Source organism: Arthrobacter sp. FW306-04-A (genome assembly GCF_044358315.1).
GTDB lineage: Bacteria > Actinomycetota > Actinomycetes > Actinomycetales > Micrococcaceae > Arthrobacter.
The window spans coordinates 1,431,839-1,446,909 of record NZ_CP084559.1 but is presented as its reverse complement, the minus strand read 5'-3'; the positions used below and the strand labels follow the sequence as shown (position 1 = coordinate 1,446,909).

The window sequence follows — 15,071 nt, the reverse complement described above, 5'->3', positions numbered from 1 at the left end:
GACTTGTGATCCAGCCGCGGGCCAGCATCCTGGCGTCTTCGCCTGGATTAATTGTGACCCTACTCACAATGCTCATTGGGTACAACCACCGTTGAAAATTCTGCGCATTCTGCCCTGTCTTGCTCCCTCGCACCGTGCTAACGTTGCGCATTATGCAAGCTTTGGATGGCACAGACACCCGCCTGCTTTCGGCCATGGCAAAGGATCCCCGCGGCACAGTGGTGGCCTTGGCGCAGAAGCTGGGACTATCGCGGAATACGGTCCAGGCACGGATGGCCCAACTGGAGAAGAAGCACGCGTTTCTCTCCTTCGAACGGCGCATCAACCCTGCCGCCCTCGGCTATCCGCTCATGGCGTTCATCTCCGTACACGTGCAGCAGCAGAAGCTCGGACAGCTCGCTTTGGAACTCGCCGAAATCCCGGAAATCCTGGAGGGGTACGGGCTCACCGGATCGGCTGACCTCTTGCTGCGGGTTGTAGCGCTCGACGCCGAGGACCTGTTCCGGATCAACGGCAAGATCCTGGCGTGCGACGGTGTGGAGAGAACCGATACCGCGATGTCCATGGGCGAATTGATTCCGTTCCGGGTGCAGCCGTTGCTGAACCGCACAACAAAGACGGCGCTCCGCACCAACTAAGCCCATTGGCGTACGTCGACGAAGCTGAAGCGTGCCCTTGTTCCGCGCCGGAATGCGCGATTGATGCAAGATGAAGGCTATCCGCTTCCAGCCCCGGCGCTAGCGCCGGAAAAAATTGTCACCACACACCCATCCACGGCGCCGCATGGTCCGAATATCTGGTTGAGAGCCCCGTCCGGGGTTTCGAACACAGGCCGGATTCAAACCCGGCCATACCGGAAGGTTTGGACCATGCGCACTTCGCCCAACCGCCTGATCGCCACCATCTTTGGAGCCGTCTACCTGCTCGTGGGTGTCGTTGGATTCTTCGTCACCTCGGGGATTGGATTCTTCGCTACCGAGGGTGCCAACCTGATCATCTTTGCGGTAAATCCCCTGCACAACATCATTCACCTCGCTATCGGTGGAGCGCTGCTCTACGCGGGCATGAACAGCACGGTGCTGTCCAAGACAATCAACACCACGGTCGGCGGCGTCTATCTGTTGGTCGGCATACTCGGCCTGTTCCTCGTAGGATCCGCGCTGAATATCATTGCCCTAAACGGCGCGGACAACGTCCTGCACCTTGCCAGCGCCGTGGTACTTCTAGGCGTCGGCCTTTCCCAGGACAAGGTTCCGGCCAACACTGCCAGGGCCCACGTCTAGAAGACCTCGAACCCCGGAAGGAGCCGTCCGTGTCAGCTCAAGCAGCGACGTCCGTAGGACCGACCACCGGAGCATCCGTCACCCTGTTTTCGTGTTTCGCGGGAATGGGGGCCGGGCTTGTGGAGCTTTCCATCGCATCAAGCTACATTTCGAGCCGGGGGCCCCTCATGTGGGCGGGTGGAATCTTCGCGGTCTGGGGCCTGGCGCTGCTCGCGGGATCGCTTGCGAGCCTGCAACGCGGACGGCTCCGGTTCCGTAAAGCAACAACCATCGGACTCATCACGGCCGTGCTGGTCCACGTAGCCGTGCTAGTGGCCGGAGTGGCCCAAAGATTGCTCGACGGCGGGCACCTGGCTGCTCTTTTCCTCGTCCTCATGGCGCTGGGATCCTCTGCCTGGCTGGCCCGGAGGTACCTCGACGACGCCGGCGGAACGGCAGCGGCTCCCCCGCGGACCGGTGCGCTTGTGGGGGCAGCCTTTGCCGCCGCCGTCGTGGTCGCAGCAGTGACGACGCCGGGGCTGGCCGCCTCCGTGGCCGGGCATTACGCCGTCCCGCACGGAGAGCATTCGCTGCCGAGCGGGCACAACCACTAAACCTCCCAACCGACGGCCGCAGCAAGAATCCTTCCCACACAATGTGTGGGAAGGATTCTTGCTTTGTTGGCTTGCAGGAAATTCCTAGTGATTCACCGCTTTCTCAGCTCCGATGCCGGTCAGTGACCGAACCTCCATCTCGGCTTGTTTCGCCGCGTCTTCACGCCTCTTGTCCAGCATGGTGCCGAGCCAACCAAGCAGGAACGCGAGCGGAATGGACACGATTCCTGGGTTGCTCAACGGGAAGATCGCGAAGTTGGCGCCCGGGATCATTGACGTCTTGGCACCGGAAACCACTGGCGACAACGCGATCAGGATGACGGCCGCGGCGAGGCCGCCATACATGCTCCAGGTAGCTCCCTGGGTAGTGAACTTCTTCCAGAACAGGGAGTAGACGATGGTCGGCAGATTGGCCGATGCCGCCACCGCGAAGGCGAGCGCCACGAGGAAGGCGACATTCTGGCCATTGGCGAAGATACCTCCGAGGATCGCAAGGACCCCGATGACCACCACCGTCCGCCGCGCCACCTTGACCTCGGCTCCGGCGTCGACCTTGCCCTTGGAGATGACATTCGCATAGATATCGTGGGCGAACGACGCTGCTGCCGTGATGGTCAAGCCGGCCACCACCGCAAGGATGGTGGCGAACGCGACCGCGGAGATGAAGCCCAGCAGCAACGGCCCGCCGAGGTGGAACGCCAGGAGCGGCGCAGCGGAGTTGACGCCGCCCGGAGCGGACTTGATGGTGTCCGCCCCGACGAGTGCCGCGGCGCCGTAGCCGAGGACAAGGGTAAACAGGTAGAACAATCCAATCAGCCAGATGGACCAGACCACCGATTTGCGGGCTTCCTTGGCGGTGGGCACGGTGTAGAAACGCATGAGCACGTGCGGCAGAGCGGCGGTGCCCAAGACGAGCGCCAGGCCGAGGGACAGGAAGTCCAGCTTGGAGGTCTCGGTCTTGCCGTACTGCAATCCGGGGTTCAGCACGTTGGGGTTCTTGGCGGAATCCGCCGCAGCCCCCAACAGGTTCGAAAGGTTGAAGCCGTAAATGGACAGCACCCAAAGGGTCATGACCGCGGCACCACAGATAAGCAGCACGGCTTTGATGATCTGCACCCAAGTGGTGCCCTTCATTCCGCCGATCAGCACGTACATGATCATGAGGGCGCCGACGACGACGATCACCAGGGCTTGGCCGCCCCAGTCGCTGATGCCCAGGAGCAGGGAAATAAGGCTTCCGGCGCCTGCCATCTGTGCCAGCAGGTAGAAGAAGCAGACGGCCATGGTGGACAGGGCCGCGGCGATCCGCACCGGGCGCTGGCGCAGCCGGAAGGAAAGCACGTCGGCCATGGTGAACTTGCCCGTGTTGCGCAGCAGCTCGGCGACAAGCAGCAATGCCACAAGCCACGCCACGAGGAAACCGATGGAATACAGGAAGCCGTCGTAGCCGTTGACGGCGATTGCCCCGGTAATCCCCAGGAAAGAGGCGGCAGAGAGGTAATCGCCGGCGATCGCGGTGCCGTTCTGCGAGCCCGTGAACGAGCGCCCGGCGGCGTAGTAGTCGGCAGCCGTTTTGTTGTTCCGGCTTGCCCGGAACACGATCACCATGGTGACCAGGACGAACAGGGCGAAGATGCCCATGTTGAGCAGCGTGGTGTCCTTCAGCGCGGCAACGTTGATCATCGGGACCATGGCGCTCATTTTGTTGCCCCTGTCACTGCACTGCCCTTGTCGAATTCATGGCCCTCGATCTCATTCCGGATTTCCGCGGCGATCGGGTCCAGCTTCCGATTGGAGTAGTGGACGTACCAGGCCGTAATTCCGAAAGTCGAGACGAACTGCAGCAGGCCCAAGACCAGGCCGACGTTGATGTTGCCCCACAGCTTGGTGGACATGAAGCCCACTGCGTAGTCAGCCAGCAGGACATAGGCGAAGTACCAAAGCAGGAACGCGATGGCCATTGGAAAGACAAAACTGCGGTGGCGCTTGCGGAGCTCCTGGAACTGCGCCGTTTGCTGGACTTCCTGGAAATCCACGGACGCCGCTGCGTCCGGTGTCTGGGCCTCGTTACCCATGGTTTCCTCCTGGTTGTGAATGTCTACATTGACCACACACTCCTAGCCAACGTGACTGGAATCACTATCCGCCCGGCTTCTGCCCCACTTCCAGATCCATAGGTACAGGCGTCGCCCAGCGGACACGTTGCTGCGCCGAACGGCGGGTTCGCTAGTCTTGCTCCATGCCGGATTCCCCGCTCGTCACCGCCGCCGCTATTGCGGTCATCGTGCTCGCCGTGGCGGTCGTCGTCGGGGTGGGCCTCAAGGTGATCCGCTCCTTCCGCGAGCTGGGCACGGACGCCGAGAGGGCCACCTACCAAACCCTGCACGCGGCGTCGCGCGCGGGGCAGCACCTGCGCACGGGACTCCACGCGGCGGGAGCGGCGAAGGCAAGCAGGCAGTTGCGGTCCCTGCTCGGCTGCGACGCCCTGGCTATTACGGACACTGAGTCGGTCCTGGCCTGGGACGGCGCGGCGGAAGAACTGAAAGCCGTCCTCATGGGGCTCGCCGCGGGCGTGCTCACCGATGCGCGGACGGTGGTTGTGTCCGCGTCGCGCGAGCTGAACGCCGTGATCGCGCCGATCCGGGCCGGGAACCGTGTGGTGGGAGCCGTTGCCGCCTTCGCTCCGCAAGCCGGGGCGGGGCTGGTCCGGGCTACAAGCGAACTGGCGGACTGGGTAGCCGTGCAGGTGGAATTGGCCGAACTCGATGCTTCCCGCACTCTGCTCATCGAGGCCGAAGTCCGGGCCTTGCGCGCGCAGATCAGCCCCCATTTCATCTACAACTCACTCAACGCCATCGCCTCGTTCATCAACACCGATCCCGCCAGGGCCAGGGAGCTCGTGGTGGAGTTCGCGGACTTCACCCGATACTCGTTCCGGCGCCATGGCGATTTCACCACCCTGGCCGAGGAACTTCGGAGCATCGACCGCTACCTGCTGTTGGAAAAGGCGCGCTTCGGGGACCGCGTGCAGGTGAGCCTCAGGATCGCGCCGGAAGTCCTGAGCACTGTGATTCCCTTCCTGAGCCTGCAGCCGCTGGTCGAAAACGCGGTGCGCCACGGGCTTGAAGCGAAGGAAGGACCGGGTCACATCACCATTTGTGCCAACGATTCCGGAGCCTTCGCCGAAGTCACTATCGAGGACGACGGAGTGGGCATCGATCCGGAACACCTGCGCTCCGTGCTGGCCGGCCAGGCCGACGGCGACCACGTTGGACTACGAAACGTCGATGCCCGCCTCCGGCAGGTTTATGGCGACGAACACGGCCTGGTCATCGAGACCGCGCCGGGCGAAGGCACGTTGATCACGATGCGCGTGCCGAAGTCCCAGCCGAGCCATGATGCCTGAGGCTAATCTATAACCATGATCAACGTACTCGTCGCCGACGACGAGCTCCCCGCCGTTGAAGAGCTCGCCTTCCTGCTGGGGAAGGACGAGCGCATCGGTACCATCCATCGGGCGGCCTCGGGCGCGGAAGCCCTCCGTGCCCTTGAGGCCGAGTCCGTCGACGCTGTTTTCCTGGACATCCATATGCCAGCGGTTTCCGGCCTGGACATCGCCCGCGTCATCTCGCACAGCGCCCACCCTCCCGCCGTCGTCTTCGTCACTGCCGACGAGGACTGTGCTCTCGAGGCGTTCGAACTGGCCGCCGTCGACTATCTGCTGAAGCCGGTGCGTGCCGAGCGCCTGGCCCGGTCCATCAGCCGCATCAGTGAACTCATCAAGGACGGAAGCAAGGTCCCTGAGATGATCACGGTCGACCAGGGCGGGACCACGCGGATGATCCGGCGCGACGACGTCAGCTACGTCCAGGCCCAGGGCGACTACGCCCGGTTGCACACCGCGGAGGCGAGCTACTTGATACGGGTGCCGCTGAGCGACCTCGAACAGCAATGGGCAGAGGCCGGATTCATCCGCATCCACCGCTCCTACCTGATGTCCCTCAATCACGTGGGGCACATGAAACTGGCCGCGGCACGCCCCAGTGTCACGGTGGCCGGGGCAGAACTGCCGATCAGCCGCAGGCATCTTCCGTCCGTGCGGGACAGGCTCGAAGCCACCCGGATCCGGCCGCAAGGATGACCCGGGTCAGGGTCACCGCCCCGCAGTCGGCGGCCAGGTTAGCGCCCACGCGTCCATACCATTCGCGTGAGGCGGCCGAAGACTCGGACGTCGGACAGGTCTTCGTCCGGTCCCTGATCCGTTCGCAGTTGCGCCTTGCTGTGGTGGTGGCTTCAGGTTTCCTCCTGGTGCTGGCCGCCTACGGCTCCATGGTGGCGCTGGTCCCGGACCTGGCACAAATGCGGATTCTCGGCATCCCCGTCAATTGGATCATCCTCGGAGTAGCGCTCTACCCGGTCATCGGCCTGAGTGCGTGGCTATACAACCGATCAGCGGCAAGGAACGAGGCCCGCTACCGCGATCTCGTGGAGGAGAAGTGAACCCCGCCGTCGGCCTCGCGGCATTTGTGGGGGTGGCACTCGCGACGGCGGCGATCGGCTTCTACGGGCTCCGTATTTCGCGGACCACGGGCGACTTCTACGTGGCATCACGCACTGTGCGGCCCTGGTGGAACGCCTCGGCGATAGGCGGTGAATACCTGTCTGCGGCGAGCTTCCTGGGCGTCGCGGGGCTGATCCTGTTGACGGGAACAGACGCCCTCTGGTTCCCGGTAGGCTACACCGCCGGCTACCTCATGCTGCTGTTGTTCGTCGCCGCTCCCTTGCGCCGATCAGGCGCCTACACGATCCCGGATTTCACGGAAGCCAGGCTCCAGTCCAAAGCCGTCCGCCGCGTCACGAGCCTCGTGGTAGTGGCTGTCGGATGGCTCTACATAGTGCCGCAGCTGCACGGCGCCGGGCTCACCATCCGGATCAGCACAGGTTTGCCTTCGTGGGTGGGCTCCATCGCCGTTATCGTGGTGGTCTGCTTGACTGTGGTTGCCGGTGGCATGCGCTCCATCACGTTCGTCCAGGCTTTCCAGTACTGGCTCAAACTGACGGCTTTGGCTGTCCCGGTGGTGTTCTTGTTGATGCACCAGGCCGACGCCGGCATGCCGGCCCTGGCGGAGGCATCCAGCAATCCCACGGGCCTTCCTGCGGCAGGCCTTTATCAGACCGTCTCGCTCCTGGTGGCACTGCTCTTCGGAACACTGGGACTCCCCCACGTCCTGGTCCGCTTCTATACCAACCCTGACGGCCAATCGGCGCGCCGGACCACCCTCATTGTTCTGGGCCTGCTATCTGTCTTCTATTTGTTCCCGACAGCGTCCGGCCTGCTGGGCCGGGTTTTCGCACCCGAGCTTGCGCGCAACGGACAACCCGATGCCTTGGTCCTCCTGCTGCCCGGGAAACTGCTGGGCGGCGTGCCTGGCGATCTTCTCTCGGCACTGGTCGTCGCCGGAGCGTTTGCGGCGTTCCTCTCGACGACGTCAGGACTGGTGGTTTCGCTGGCTGGCGTCATCAGCCAGGACCTTCTGGGCGGGAGCGTGCGCGGATTCCGGGTCGCTGCACTCCTGGCCGCCATCGTCCCCTTGTCCTTTGCATTCACCACTGATTCGACAGCCCTGGCCGGCAGCGTAGGGCTGGTCTTCGCCTTCACGGCGTCCACTATCTGTCCCGTCCTCCTGCTGGGCATTTGGTGGCGCGGCCTGAGCGACACGGGCGCGATCGCCGGCATATTGACCGGAGCCGTCCTCTGCGGGGGTGCGCTGGTAGCGAGCACTTTCATGGGCTCGTCCGTTGCGCCCGGCTGGCTTGCCCAGCCTGCAGCCTGGACGGTGCCAGCCGCGTTTGGCGTGATGGTACTGGTCTCGCGGGCAACAAAACACCGGATTCCGGAGACCGTGACCCGTCTGATGACCCGGCTTCACGTCCCGGAACGGCCGCTGGCCACGAAACGCCAGCTCCGCTGAAGGCGGCCGGCTTGGGTCCGGGCCTTGTTGGCCGAAGCTAGTCGATGGCCGCCATGAGTTCGACAACCCGGTCCAGGAATGCATCAACCTGGGCCTCTTCGTAGCCGTCGTGCCCTCTCGCCTCGGAGAACGCGGCGCGTCGGACATTGTCGACGCTGAGCGGTTTGTCATTCTCCAGGTACCCGATCAGGGAAACGCACAAGGCGTCGACCTCGGCGATGTTGTAGCTGCGCGCACGCTTCTTCTCCGGCCGGCGGAAGCGTTGGCCATCGGGTCGGTGCAGGCGGCCTCGCAACACTCCGGAGAGTTTGCCGATCTTCAGCAGCCAGGCTTCCTCGCCTTCTGCCGCTATCAGCTCGTCACGTTCCCGGCGGGCGAAGGCATCTTCGAGGCGATCCAGGGCGGCGTCCACAGCGGTGGCGTCGTAGCCGCCTTTGACGGGATCGAAGGAAACAGCGCGAACATCGCTGCTGCCGACTCTTTCCGGTGCCTCAGCCCTGTTTTCAAACGACATCCGGGCGCGCTGGAAGAACTGGTCTACTTGCTTGGCGTTGTAGCCGTACTTGCTACGCTCCACGCGCTCAAATGCTGCGGGGATCTGGCGACGAATGTCCACTGCCACTGCTTTCCTTCTGTGTGGTTGTCAGGCGCCGCTCAACAGCGCGAAAAGAATAAATGCTGCCGGTGCCGCGAAGACGATCGAGTCGAGGCGGTCCATGACCCCGCCGTGCCCGGGCAGGATGCTGCTCATGTCCTTGACGCCCAGCTCCCGTTTGACCATGGATTCGGCGAGGTCACCGGCGGTGGCCGCAGCCACCATGCCGACGGCCAGCACCACGCCGACCCACCAGGGCCTCCCTAGAACGAAAACGCTGGCCAGGATCCCGATGACCATGGCTCCTGCCACCGAGCCTCCGAAACCTTCCCAGGACTTTTTGGGGCTGATCTTGGGAGCCATCGGGTGCTTGCCGAACAGCGCGCCTACGAGGTATCCAAAAGTGTCGTTGGACACCACCAGCAACAGCATGACTGCAATCTGCCAGGCACCTGCCGGAACCTGTCCGGCAGGCCAGAGTCCCGCCGTCGTCGCTCCCCCGCTGGTGTGGAGGGGCAAGATGGCAAAGCTGATCAGGAAAGGCACCCATGCAAGGGTGAAAATTCCGGCAAAGACGCTACGGGGAGCGCCAGCGGCGCTTTCAAGGGAGCGCCAGAGGAGGACGGCCGCGCTGCTGAGCAGCATGGCAAAGAGCAGGCTCTCAGGGCCACCGAAGTAGGCCGCCAGCGGCATCGCCACAGTGCCGGTCATCACGGGGATAATCGGCATCCGGGTTCCCTGGCCTTCAAGCGCGCGGAAAATCTCCCACACACCGAGAACCGCAAATGCGGTGGTCAGGAGGACGAACCCCAACGGCAGGAACAGCAGCCCGCCGAGAACGGCAAAGAGCATGGCAAGCCCGACGCCGATGGCGGCCGGAAGATTCCTTCCCGCCTTGGGCGTCGGGTTGCCCCGTTGGCGCCTGGCGCGTGTGGGGATTCCCTGCGCGGGCGCCGGCTCAGCCTCGCTCATCAGACCTCGAGCAGCTCGGCTTCCTTGCGCTTGAGGAGCTCGTCGATGCCGTCGACGTGGGCCTTCGTGATGGCGTCGAGTTCCTTTTCGCCACGGGCGCCCTCGTCTTCGCCGGCTTCGCCATCCTTGACGAGCTTGTCCAGGGAGTCCTTGGCCTTGCGTCGGATGCTTCGGATGCTGACCTTTGCGTCCTCACCCTTGCCCTTGACGATCTTGACGTATTCCTTGCGGCGTTCCTGGGTCAGCTCCGGAATGGTGATCCGGATGACGTTGCCGTCGTTGGACGGGTTCGCGCCCACCTCAGAGTCGCTCAGGGCCCTTTCGATGTCGCGCATCGCGGTCTTGTCATAAGGGGTGATGAGAATGGTCCTGGCGTCCGGAATGGCGAAAGAAGCCAGTTGCTGCAGCGGCGTGGGGGTGCCGTAGTATTCCACGATCACCTTGCTGTAGAGCCCGGGGTTGGCACGGCCGGTACGGATCGTCGCGAAATCCTCTTTGGCTACCTCGACCGCCTTGTCCATTTTTTCGCCGGCTTCGAGCAAGGTTTCCTCGATCATGGTTTCTCCTCAGAAATAGTCGCGCCCCGTTCCACGGGCCGCGATGCACAGTAAATTTCCGCCCCTGCGGGCGGAAGAGTCCTAGAAATATCCTAGCCCTTGCTAGGGAGTGACCAGGGTGCCCAGTTTTTCACCGAGGATGGCCCGGGTGACATTCCCTTCGCCTTCCATGCCGAAGACCACCATGGACAAATCGTTGTCCTTGCACATGGTCATGGCGGTCTGGTCCATCACTCGGATGTCACGGCGCAGGGCCTCGTCATAGCTGAGCTTTTCAAGCTTCTCGGCCGTGGGATCCTTCTTGGGATCTGCCGTGTACACGCCATCCACGCCGCTCTTCGCCATCAGGACGACGTCGGCATGTACTTCGAGCGCACGCTGGGCGGCGACGGTGTCGGTGGAGAAATACGGAAGTCCCGCGCCTGCGCCGAAAATGACCACGCGGCCCTTCTCCATGTGGCGGATAGCCCGCCGCGGGATGTAGGCCTCCGCCACCTGGCCCATGGTGATGGCGCTCTGGACGCGGGTCTCGACGCCCGCTTGCTCCAGGAAATCCTGCAGCGCCAAGCAGTTCATCACGGTGCCCAGCATGCCCATGTAGTCGGCGCGGGAGCGGTCCATGCCGCTCTGGGAGAGTTCGGCGCCGCGGAAGAAGTTGCCGCCGCCTACCACGATTGCCACCTCGACTTCGGAAACGGCTGCGGCGATCTGCTTGGCGATAGCGCGGACGGTCTCCGGGTCTACACCGAGCTTTCCGCCGCCGATGACCTCGCCGGACAGCTTCAGCAGCACTCGGCGGCGGGTCTTTCCGGGCTGGTTTGCAGTGTTCTCGGTTTCCATGGTGCCTTCCCGTTTGTGGACTCTGGCTAGATTATCTTGCTGTGGGCCGGGCAGAAAGCCACCGGCTGTGGGTGCACGCGGCGCGCGCCTGCCATTGCACGCAAAAGGGGCGGCCACCGCAGTGACCACCCCTTTTGAAGTCTTACTAGTTTCCTACGCGGAAACGAGCGACTGCGGTTGCCTTGACGCCGGCCTCTTCGAGAACCTGGGCAACGGTCTTCTTGGAGTCCTTGGCGAATGCCTGGTCCAGGAGAACCTCACCCTTGTAGAAGCCCGTCACGCGGCCTTCGACGATCTTGGTGAGAGCGGCTTCCGGCTTGCCTTCAGCCTTCGCGGTCTCTTCTGCGATGCGGCGCTCGGACTCGACGAGTTCGGCCGGGACGTCTTCGCGGCTCAAGTAGTTCGGAGCCATGGCTGCAACGTGGACGGCAACGTCGTGAGCTGCGGTAGCAGCGGCGTCGCCCTCGCCTTCAACAGCGAACAGGACGCCGACCTGGGCCGGGAGGTCCTTGGAGGTCTTGTGCAGGTAAGCGTCAACCGTGCCGCCTTCAATGCGGGCGATGCGGCGGACGACGACCTTCTCGCCGAGGACTGCGCCTTCTTCGACGACAACCTCGGACAGGGGCTTGCCGTCGACGTCGATGGCCAGCAGAGTCTCGAGGTCGGCAGCGCCGGACTCGACAGCGACAGCCAGGACCTTGTCGGCCAGCTGAATGAATTTGTCAGCCTTGGCGACGAAGTCGGTCTCGCAGTTGACCTCGATCATTACGCCAACACCGTCGGTGACCTTGGCTGCAACCAGGCCTTCAGCCGTGGAGCGGCCTTCACGCTTGGTAGCGCCCTTGAGGCCCTTGATGCGGATGATCTCGATGGCCTTCTCGGCGTCGCCGTTGGCCTCGTCAAGAGCCTTCTTGACGTCCATCATGCCGGCGCCGGTGCGCTCGCGCAGGGCCTTGATGTCAGCAGCAGTGTAGTTCGCCATGTGAACCCCTCTGTCTAGAAATTTATGTGTTTACGGACTGACAGGACGGCAGCCCACCTAGTGGGCCGCCATCCTGTCAGTAGCTCCCCGCACCGATATCAGGCGCAGGAAAGATCCGGATTTACTTGTCTGCTTCGGCTTCGCCGGCAGCAGCTTCGGTGGCCTCGGCGGCCGGGGCTTCAGCGGCTTCCGCAACCGGAGCTTCGGTTGCCGGAGCTTCGGTTGCCGGAGCTTCGGTTGCCGGAGCTTCAGCAGCTTCGGCCTTGCTGCCTTCGAGGAGCTCGCGCTCCCACTCGGCCAGCGGCTCTTCCGGAGCCTCTGCAGCACCGGTTGCCCGCTGGTTACGGGCGATGAGGCCCTCAGCAACAGCGTCAGCAACCACGCGGGTCAGCAGGTTTACGGAGCGGATGGCGTCGTCGTTACCCGGGATCGGGAAATCAACTTCGTCGGGGTCGCAGTTGGTGTCCAGGATGGCAACAACCGGGATGTTCAGCTTCTTGGCTTCGTCAACAGCCAGGTGTTCCTTCTTCGTGTCAACAACCCACAGAACGGAAGGAGCCTTGGTCAGATTGCGGATACCACCCAGGTTGGTTTCCAGCTTGGTGAGTTCGCGCTTGAGGAGCAGGAGCTCCTTCTTGGTGTAACCGGAGCCTGCAACGTCCTCGAAGTTGATCTCTTCGAGTTCCTTCATGCGCTGGATGCGCTTGGCAACGGTCTGGAAGTTGGTGAGCATGCCGCCCAACCAACGCTGGTTGACGTACGGCTGGCCAACGCGGGTAGCCTGCTCAGAAATTGCTTCCTGGGCCTGCTTCTTGGTGCCGACGAACAGGACGGTGCCGCCGTGGGCGACAGTAGCCTTGACGAACTCGAAAGCGCGGTCGATGTAGGACAGTGACTGCTGAAGGTCAATGATGTAGATGCCGTTGCGCTCCGTGAAGATGAATCGCTTCATCTTCGGGTTCCAACGACGGGTCTGGTGTCCAAAGTGGACGCCGCTGTCAAGCAGCTGGCGCATAGTTACGACGGGCATGCCGACGCTCCTTCCGGCAGGTCATTCATGAGAGCGCCACACGGGCCGCTCTTACCCTGCCAATAGTTGACGGTTAGTTAGCCGAACCCGAAAGGGATCTGGCTCCTGGCATCCATTGCACTTCTCATCCGGCCAATGACTCACCGGACCGCAAGAGGCACAATCCTCCGCAGCGTTGAATCCGCAAGGATTCGCAGTTGGAGGGGTGGATACGCGTAGTCAGCCTGGAGCCCCCGCGCAACTGAATGAGAAGCGCTTCTGAACAAGCTTGAGGGCACAGCAAACTGCTCCACCAAGTGTACTACAGAGCCCCCACCCTCTTGACCGCAATTGCACGGAGTCCAGGCTCCGCATTCCCGCGTTTTCCCGTCGGGTTTTCCACATAGTCAGTCTTGCGGCTTCCGAGACTCACCGGGCTGACGAAGGCTTGCTCCATGAGAACGGCAAATCTTCTGGTCCTTCTGCTCTTGGTACTGGCTTTGGGCGCGACGCCCGCCGCGTCCGCCCCGGGATCCGGCGCAGCCGCCGCCAGTTCCCGCCCGGACTGGGCGTGGCCGCTCTCCCCCAAGCCCGCCGTCGTGCGTAGTTTCGACCCTCCGGACAAACCCTGGCAAAGCGGGCACCGCGGCGTAGATCTGCAAGCGGCCGGCGACGGCGGCCCGGTCACCGCCCCTGCCGACGGCACCGTGAGCTTCGTAGGCGTCGTGGTGGACAGGCCGGTGATCGTGATCGACCACGGCGACGGGCTCCGCAGCAGCTTTGAACCCGTGAGCAGCGAACTCAAAGAGGGCTCCACAGTGATCAAGGGCCGGGCAATCGGCGTGGTCGAGGCGGGGCACTGCTCCGGATCACCTTGCATCCACTGGGGGGTGCGACGCGGGGAGGACTACGTCAACCCGCTTGCCTTCGTAACCGATCTCCGCCCGTCCGTGTTGCTGCCGCTGGAGTTGATGCCGCTAAGCCAGGGCATTGCTTCCATTGCCGGGGACCGCACGGAAGACTCACCTTCCCCTGTGGATCGCCAAGTCCCGAGTGGACGCCTAGACGATGGCGGAAATCCCCGTGATAGCCCGCCCCGTCACGAGGGTGTTGATTTCGTGGGTGCCTTCGTAGGAGTAGATTGCCTCGGCGTCGGCGAAGATCTTGGCCATCTCAAAGTCCGTGACAATGCCGTTGCCGCCCAGGATGCCGCGGCCCAGGGCAACGCTTTCGCGCATGCGGGCCGTGGTGAATGCTTTCGCCAACGCGGATTGCTCGTCCTTGGCCACTCCGGCATCCTCGAGCTGCGCGAGCCGGACCACCATGCCCATGGAGCTGACCGTGTTGCCCAGGATCTGAACGAGTTGTTGCTGCACCAATTGGAACGAAGCCAGGGGCCTCCCAAACTGCATCCGACCCGCCGCATAGCGGCGGGCAACGTCGAACGCTGCAAGCTGCTGCCCCACCGCTTGCCAGGCCACCGAAAGCCGCGTGACTTTGAGGACCTTGTTGGTATCCCTGAAGCTGTTGGCATTGGCCAGTTTGAAGAAGTCAGGAATCACGACATTTTCGAGAGTGATATCGGCGTTCTGGACTGTGCGCAGCGAAATCTTGTTCTCGATCTTGGTGGCTTTGAATCCCGGGAGGCTCGTGTCCACCATGAAGCCTTTGACCTGGTTGTCTGCGAGGTCGCGGGCAAAGATCACCACCCAGTCGGAAAACGTGGCGTTGCCGATCCAGCGCTTGGCTCCATTGAGGATCCAGTTGTCGCCGTCGCGGAGCGCGGTGGTCCGGGTGCCGCCCGCGACGTCCGAACCACCCAGCGGTTCAGTCAGCCCAAAAGCTCCGATCTTTTTGAGGGAGTAGATGTCCGGCAACCAAGCGTCCTGCTGCTCCTGAGATGCCAGCGCCTCGATGGACCCTGTGAACAAACCGTCGTGGACGCCCATGAATGTGGCAATCGAGGCATCCGCACGGGTTGCCTCGGCATGGACGAGGCCTGCAAACAGATTGGAATAGCCTTGCCGCCTCACCGGGCTCACGAGGTCGATCTCAGCCAGTTTGGGGATCAGCTCCATGGGGAACTCCCCCCGGTTCCAGCAGTCGACCGCAATCGGCTTGACCTCGCGGGAGAGGAAGGCCCGAATTTCAGCCATCCGGTCCTGCTCCTTGGCTGTAAGAAGTTGCTCAAAGCCATAGAAGTCGCCATCGGCGTACGGGAGGTTCTCGAGGTCGATTGCTGCCTTGGGCATGGCGCTCCTTTGCGTA

Annotated in this window: 16 protein-coding genes and 1 pseudogene; 8 read left to right on the top strand and 9 right to left on the bottom strand. The window is 63.1% G+C overall.

The window, feature by feature from the left end; genetic code table 11:
- Nucleotides 1-152: 152 nt before the first annotated feature.
- From LFT43_RS06610 to LFT43_RS06600, 3 genes are all read left to right on the top strand, one after another.
- Entirely contained in the window at nucleotides 153-638 is a 486-nt protein-coding gene (locus LFT43_RS06610) for an Lrp/AsnC family transcriptional regulator (RefSeq protein ID WP_395801727.1), read from the top strand.
- 231 nt (nucleotides 639-869) lie between these two features.
- Nucleotides 870-1,283 carry a DUF4383 domain-containing protein gene (locus LFT43_RS06605; protein ID WP_395801726.1) on the top strand — a complete coding sequence of 138 codons (414 nt, stop codon included), beginning with the start codon at nucleotides 870-872 and terminating at the stop codon, nucleotides 1,281-1,283.
- Nucleotides 1,284-1,312: 29 nt separating this feature from the next.
- Nucleotides 1,313-1,876, top strand: a complete 564-nt coding sequence (locus tag LFT43_RS06600; protein ID WP_395801725.1) for a hypothetical protein — start codon at nucleotides 1,313-1,315, stop codon at nucleotides 1,874-1,876.
- An 84-nt stretch (nucleotides 1,877-1,960) separates the two neighbouring features.
- Here LFT43_RS06600 and LFT43_RS06595 read toward each other — a convergent pair whose 3' ends face one another.
- Together LFT43_RS06595 and LFT43_RS06590 are read right to left on the bottom strand one after the other, a co-directional pair.
- A complete protein-coding gene (locus LFT43_RS06595; protein ID WP_395801724.1) occupies nucleotides 1,961-3,577 on the bottom strand; it encodes a cation acetate symporter in 1,617 nt (538 codons plus the stop codon).
- Nucleotides 3,574-3,951, bottom strand: a complete 378-nt coding sequence (locus LFT43_RS06590) for a DUF485 domain-containing protein (protein ID WP_395801723.1) — start codon at nucleotides 3,949-3,951, stop codon at nucleotides 3,574-3,576. The genes LFT43_RS06595 and LFT43_RS06590 overlap by 4 nt, the downstream gene beginning before the upstream one ends.
- A gap of 164 nt (nucleotides 3,952-4,115) precedes the next feature.
- Between LFT43_RS06590 and LFT43_RS06585 the strand changes: the two genes are divergently transcribed.
- Genes LFT43_RS06585 through LFT43_RS06570 form a run of 4 tightly spaced genes read left to right on the top strand, consistent with a single transcriptional unit; the run spans nucleotide 4,116 to nucleotide 7,848 of the window.
- On the top strand, nucleotides 4,116-5,282 hold the full coding sequence (locus LFT43_RS06585; protein ID WP_395801722.1) for a sensor histidine kinase: 1,167 nt from the start codon (nucleotides 4,116-4,118) through the stop codon (nucleotides 5,280-5,282).
- 15 nt (nucleotides 5,283-5,297) lie between these two features.
- Complete coding sequence (locus LFT43_RS06580) at nucleotides 5,298-6,017, top strand: LytR/AlgR family response regulator transcription factor (protein WP_395801721.1); 720 nt, start codon at nucleotides 5,298-5,300, stop codon at nucleotides 6,015-6,017.
- Complete coding sequence (locus LFT43_RS06575; RefSeq protein WP_395801720.1) at nucleotides 6,014-6,376, top strand: hypothetical protein; 363 nt, start codon at nucleotides 6,014-6,016, stop codon at nucleotides 6,374-6,376. Before LFT43_RS06580 ends, LFT43_RS06575 begins: the two co-directional genes overlap by 4 nt.
- Nucleotides 6,373-7,848 (top strand): cation acetate symporter, encoded by a 1,476-nt coding sequence (locus LFT43_RS06570; protein ID WP_395801719.1) that lies wholly within the window; start codon nucleotides 6,373-6,375, stop codon nucleotides 7,846-7,848. Before LFT43_RS06575 ends, LFT43_RS06570 begins: the two co-directional genes overlap by 4 nt.
- Before the next feature lie 37 nt (nucleotides 7,849-7,885).
- Here the strand turns inward: LFT43_RS06570 and LFT43_RS06565 are convergent, their stop codons facing one another.
- From LFT43_RS06565 to rpsB, 6 genes are all read right to left on the bottom strand, one after another.
- Nucleotides 7,886-8,470: a DivIVA domain-containing protein gene (locus LFT43_RS06565; RefSeq protein WP_395801718.1), complete on the bottom strand. Its 585-nt coding sequence runs from the start codon at nucleotides 8,468-8,470 to the stop codon at nucleotides 7,886-7,888.
- A 21-nt stretch (nucleotides 8,471-8,491) separates the two neighbouring features.
- A complete protein-coding gene (locus tag LFT43_RS06560; protein WP_395801717.1) occupies nucleotides 8,492-9,415 on the bottom strand; it encodes a phosphatidate cytidylyltransferase in 924 nt (307 codons plus the stop codon).
- A complete protein-coding gene (gene frr / locus LFT43_RS06555; protein ID WP_395801716.1) occupies nucleotides 9,415-9,972 on the bottom strand; it encodes a ribosome recycling factor in 558 nt (185 codons plus the stop codon). The genes LFT43_RS06560 and frr overlap by 1 nt, the downstream gene beginning before the upstream one ends.
- A gap of 102 nt (nucleotides 9,973-10,074) precedes the next feature.
- A complete protein-coding gene (pyrH, locus tag LFT43_RS06550) occupies nucleotides 10,075-10,812 on the bottom strand; it encodes a UMP kinase (RefSeq protein ID WP_395801715.1) in 738 nt (245 codons plus the stop codon).
- Nucleotides 10,813-10,957: 145 nt separating this feature from the next.
- Nucleotides 10,958-11,794, bottom strand: a complete 837-nt coding sequence (gene tsf, locus LFT43_RS06545; RefSeq protein ID WP_184735951.1) for a translation elongation factor Ts — start codon at nucleotides 11,792-11,794, stop codon at nucleotides 10,958-10,960.
- 121 nt (nucleotides 11,795-11,915) lie between these two features.
- On the bottom strand, nucleotides 11,916-12,824 hold the full coding sequence (rpsB, locus tag LFT43_RS06540) for a 30S ribosomal protein S2 (RefSeq protein WP_395801714.1): 909 nt from the start codon (nucleotides 12,822-12,824) through the stop codon (nucleotides 11,916-11,918).
- A gap of 434 nt (nucleotides 12,825-13,258) precedes the next feature.
- On the opposite strand from rpsB, the pseudogene LFT43_RS06535 reads away from it, so the two are divergent.
- Nucleotides 13,259-13,663 (top strand): annotated as a pseudogene (locus tag LFT43_RS06535) (peptidoglycan DD-metalloendopeptidase family protein); the annotation flags it as partial.
- A 201-nt stretch (nucleotides 13,664-13,864) separates the two neighbouring features.
- Here the strand turns inward: LFT43_RS06535 and LFT43_RS06530 are convergent.
- Complete coding sequence (locus tag LFT43_RS06530) at nucleotides 13,865-15,055, bottom strand: acyl-CoA dehydrogenase family protein (RefSeq protein WP_395801713.1); 1,191 nt, start codon at nucleotides 15,053-15,055, stop codon at nucleotides 13,865-13,867.
- Nucleotides 15,056-15,071 lie beyond the last annotated feature (16 nt).

Bases quoted from the DNA above. Each gene is read 5' to 3' on its own strand.
- LFT43_RS06610 (WP_395801727.1), top strand. From the start codon at position 153: ATGCAAGCTTTGGATGGCACAGACACCCGCCTGCTTTCGGCCATGGCA.
- LFT43_RS06605 (WP_395801726.1), top strand. From the start codon at position 870: ATGCGCACTTCGCCCAACCGCCTGATCGCCACCATCTTTGGAGCCGTC.
- LFT43_RS06595 (WP_395801724.1), bottom strand. From the start codon at position 3,577: ATGAGCGCCATGGTCCCGATGATCAACGTTGCCGCGCTGAAGGACACC.
- LFT43_RS06590 (WP_395801723.1), bottom strand. From the start codon at position 3,951: ATGGGTAACGAGGCCCAGACACCGGACGCAGCGGCGTCCGTGGATTTC.
- LFT43_RS06585 (WP_395801722.1), top strand. From the start codon at position 4,116: ATGCCGGATTCCCCGCTCGTCACCGCCGCCGCTATTGCGGTCATCGTG.
- LFT43_RS06580 (WP_395801721.1), top strand. From the start codon at position 5,298: ATGATCAACGTACTCGTCGCCGACGACGAGCTCCCCGCCGTTGAAGAG.
- LFT43_RS06575 (WP_395801720.1), top strand. From the start codon at position 6,014: ATGACCCGGGTCAGGGTCACCGCCCCGCAGTCGGCGGCCAGGTTAGCG.
- LFT43_RS06560 (WP_395801717.1), bottom strand. From the start codon at position 9,415: ATGAGCGAGGCTGAGCCGGCGCCCGCGCAGGGAATCCCCACACGCGCC.
- frr (WP_395801716.1), bottom strand. From the start codon at position 9,972: ATGATCGAGGAAACCTTGCTCGAAGCCGGCGAAAAAATGGACAAGGCG.
- pyrH (WP_395801715.1), bottom strand. From the start codon at position 10,812: ATGGAAACCGAGAACACTGCAAACCAGCCCGGAAAGACCCGCCGCCGA.
- tsf (WP_184735951.1), bottom strand. From the start codon at position 11,794: ATGGCGAACTACACTGCTGCTGACATCAAGGCCCTGCGCGAGCGCACC.
- rpsB (WP_395801714.1), bottom strand. From the start codon at position 12,824: ATGCCCGTCGTAACTATGCGCCAGCTGCTTGACAGCGGCGTCCACTTT.
- LFT43_RS06530 (WP_395801713.1), bottom strand. From the start codon at position 15,055: ATGCCCAAGGCAGCAATCGACCTCGAGAACCTCCCGTACGCCGATGGC.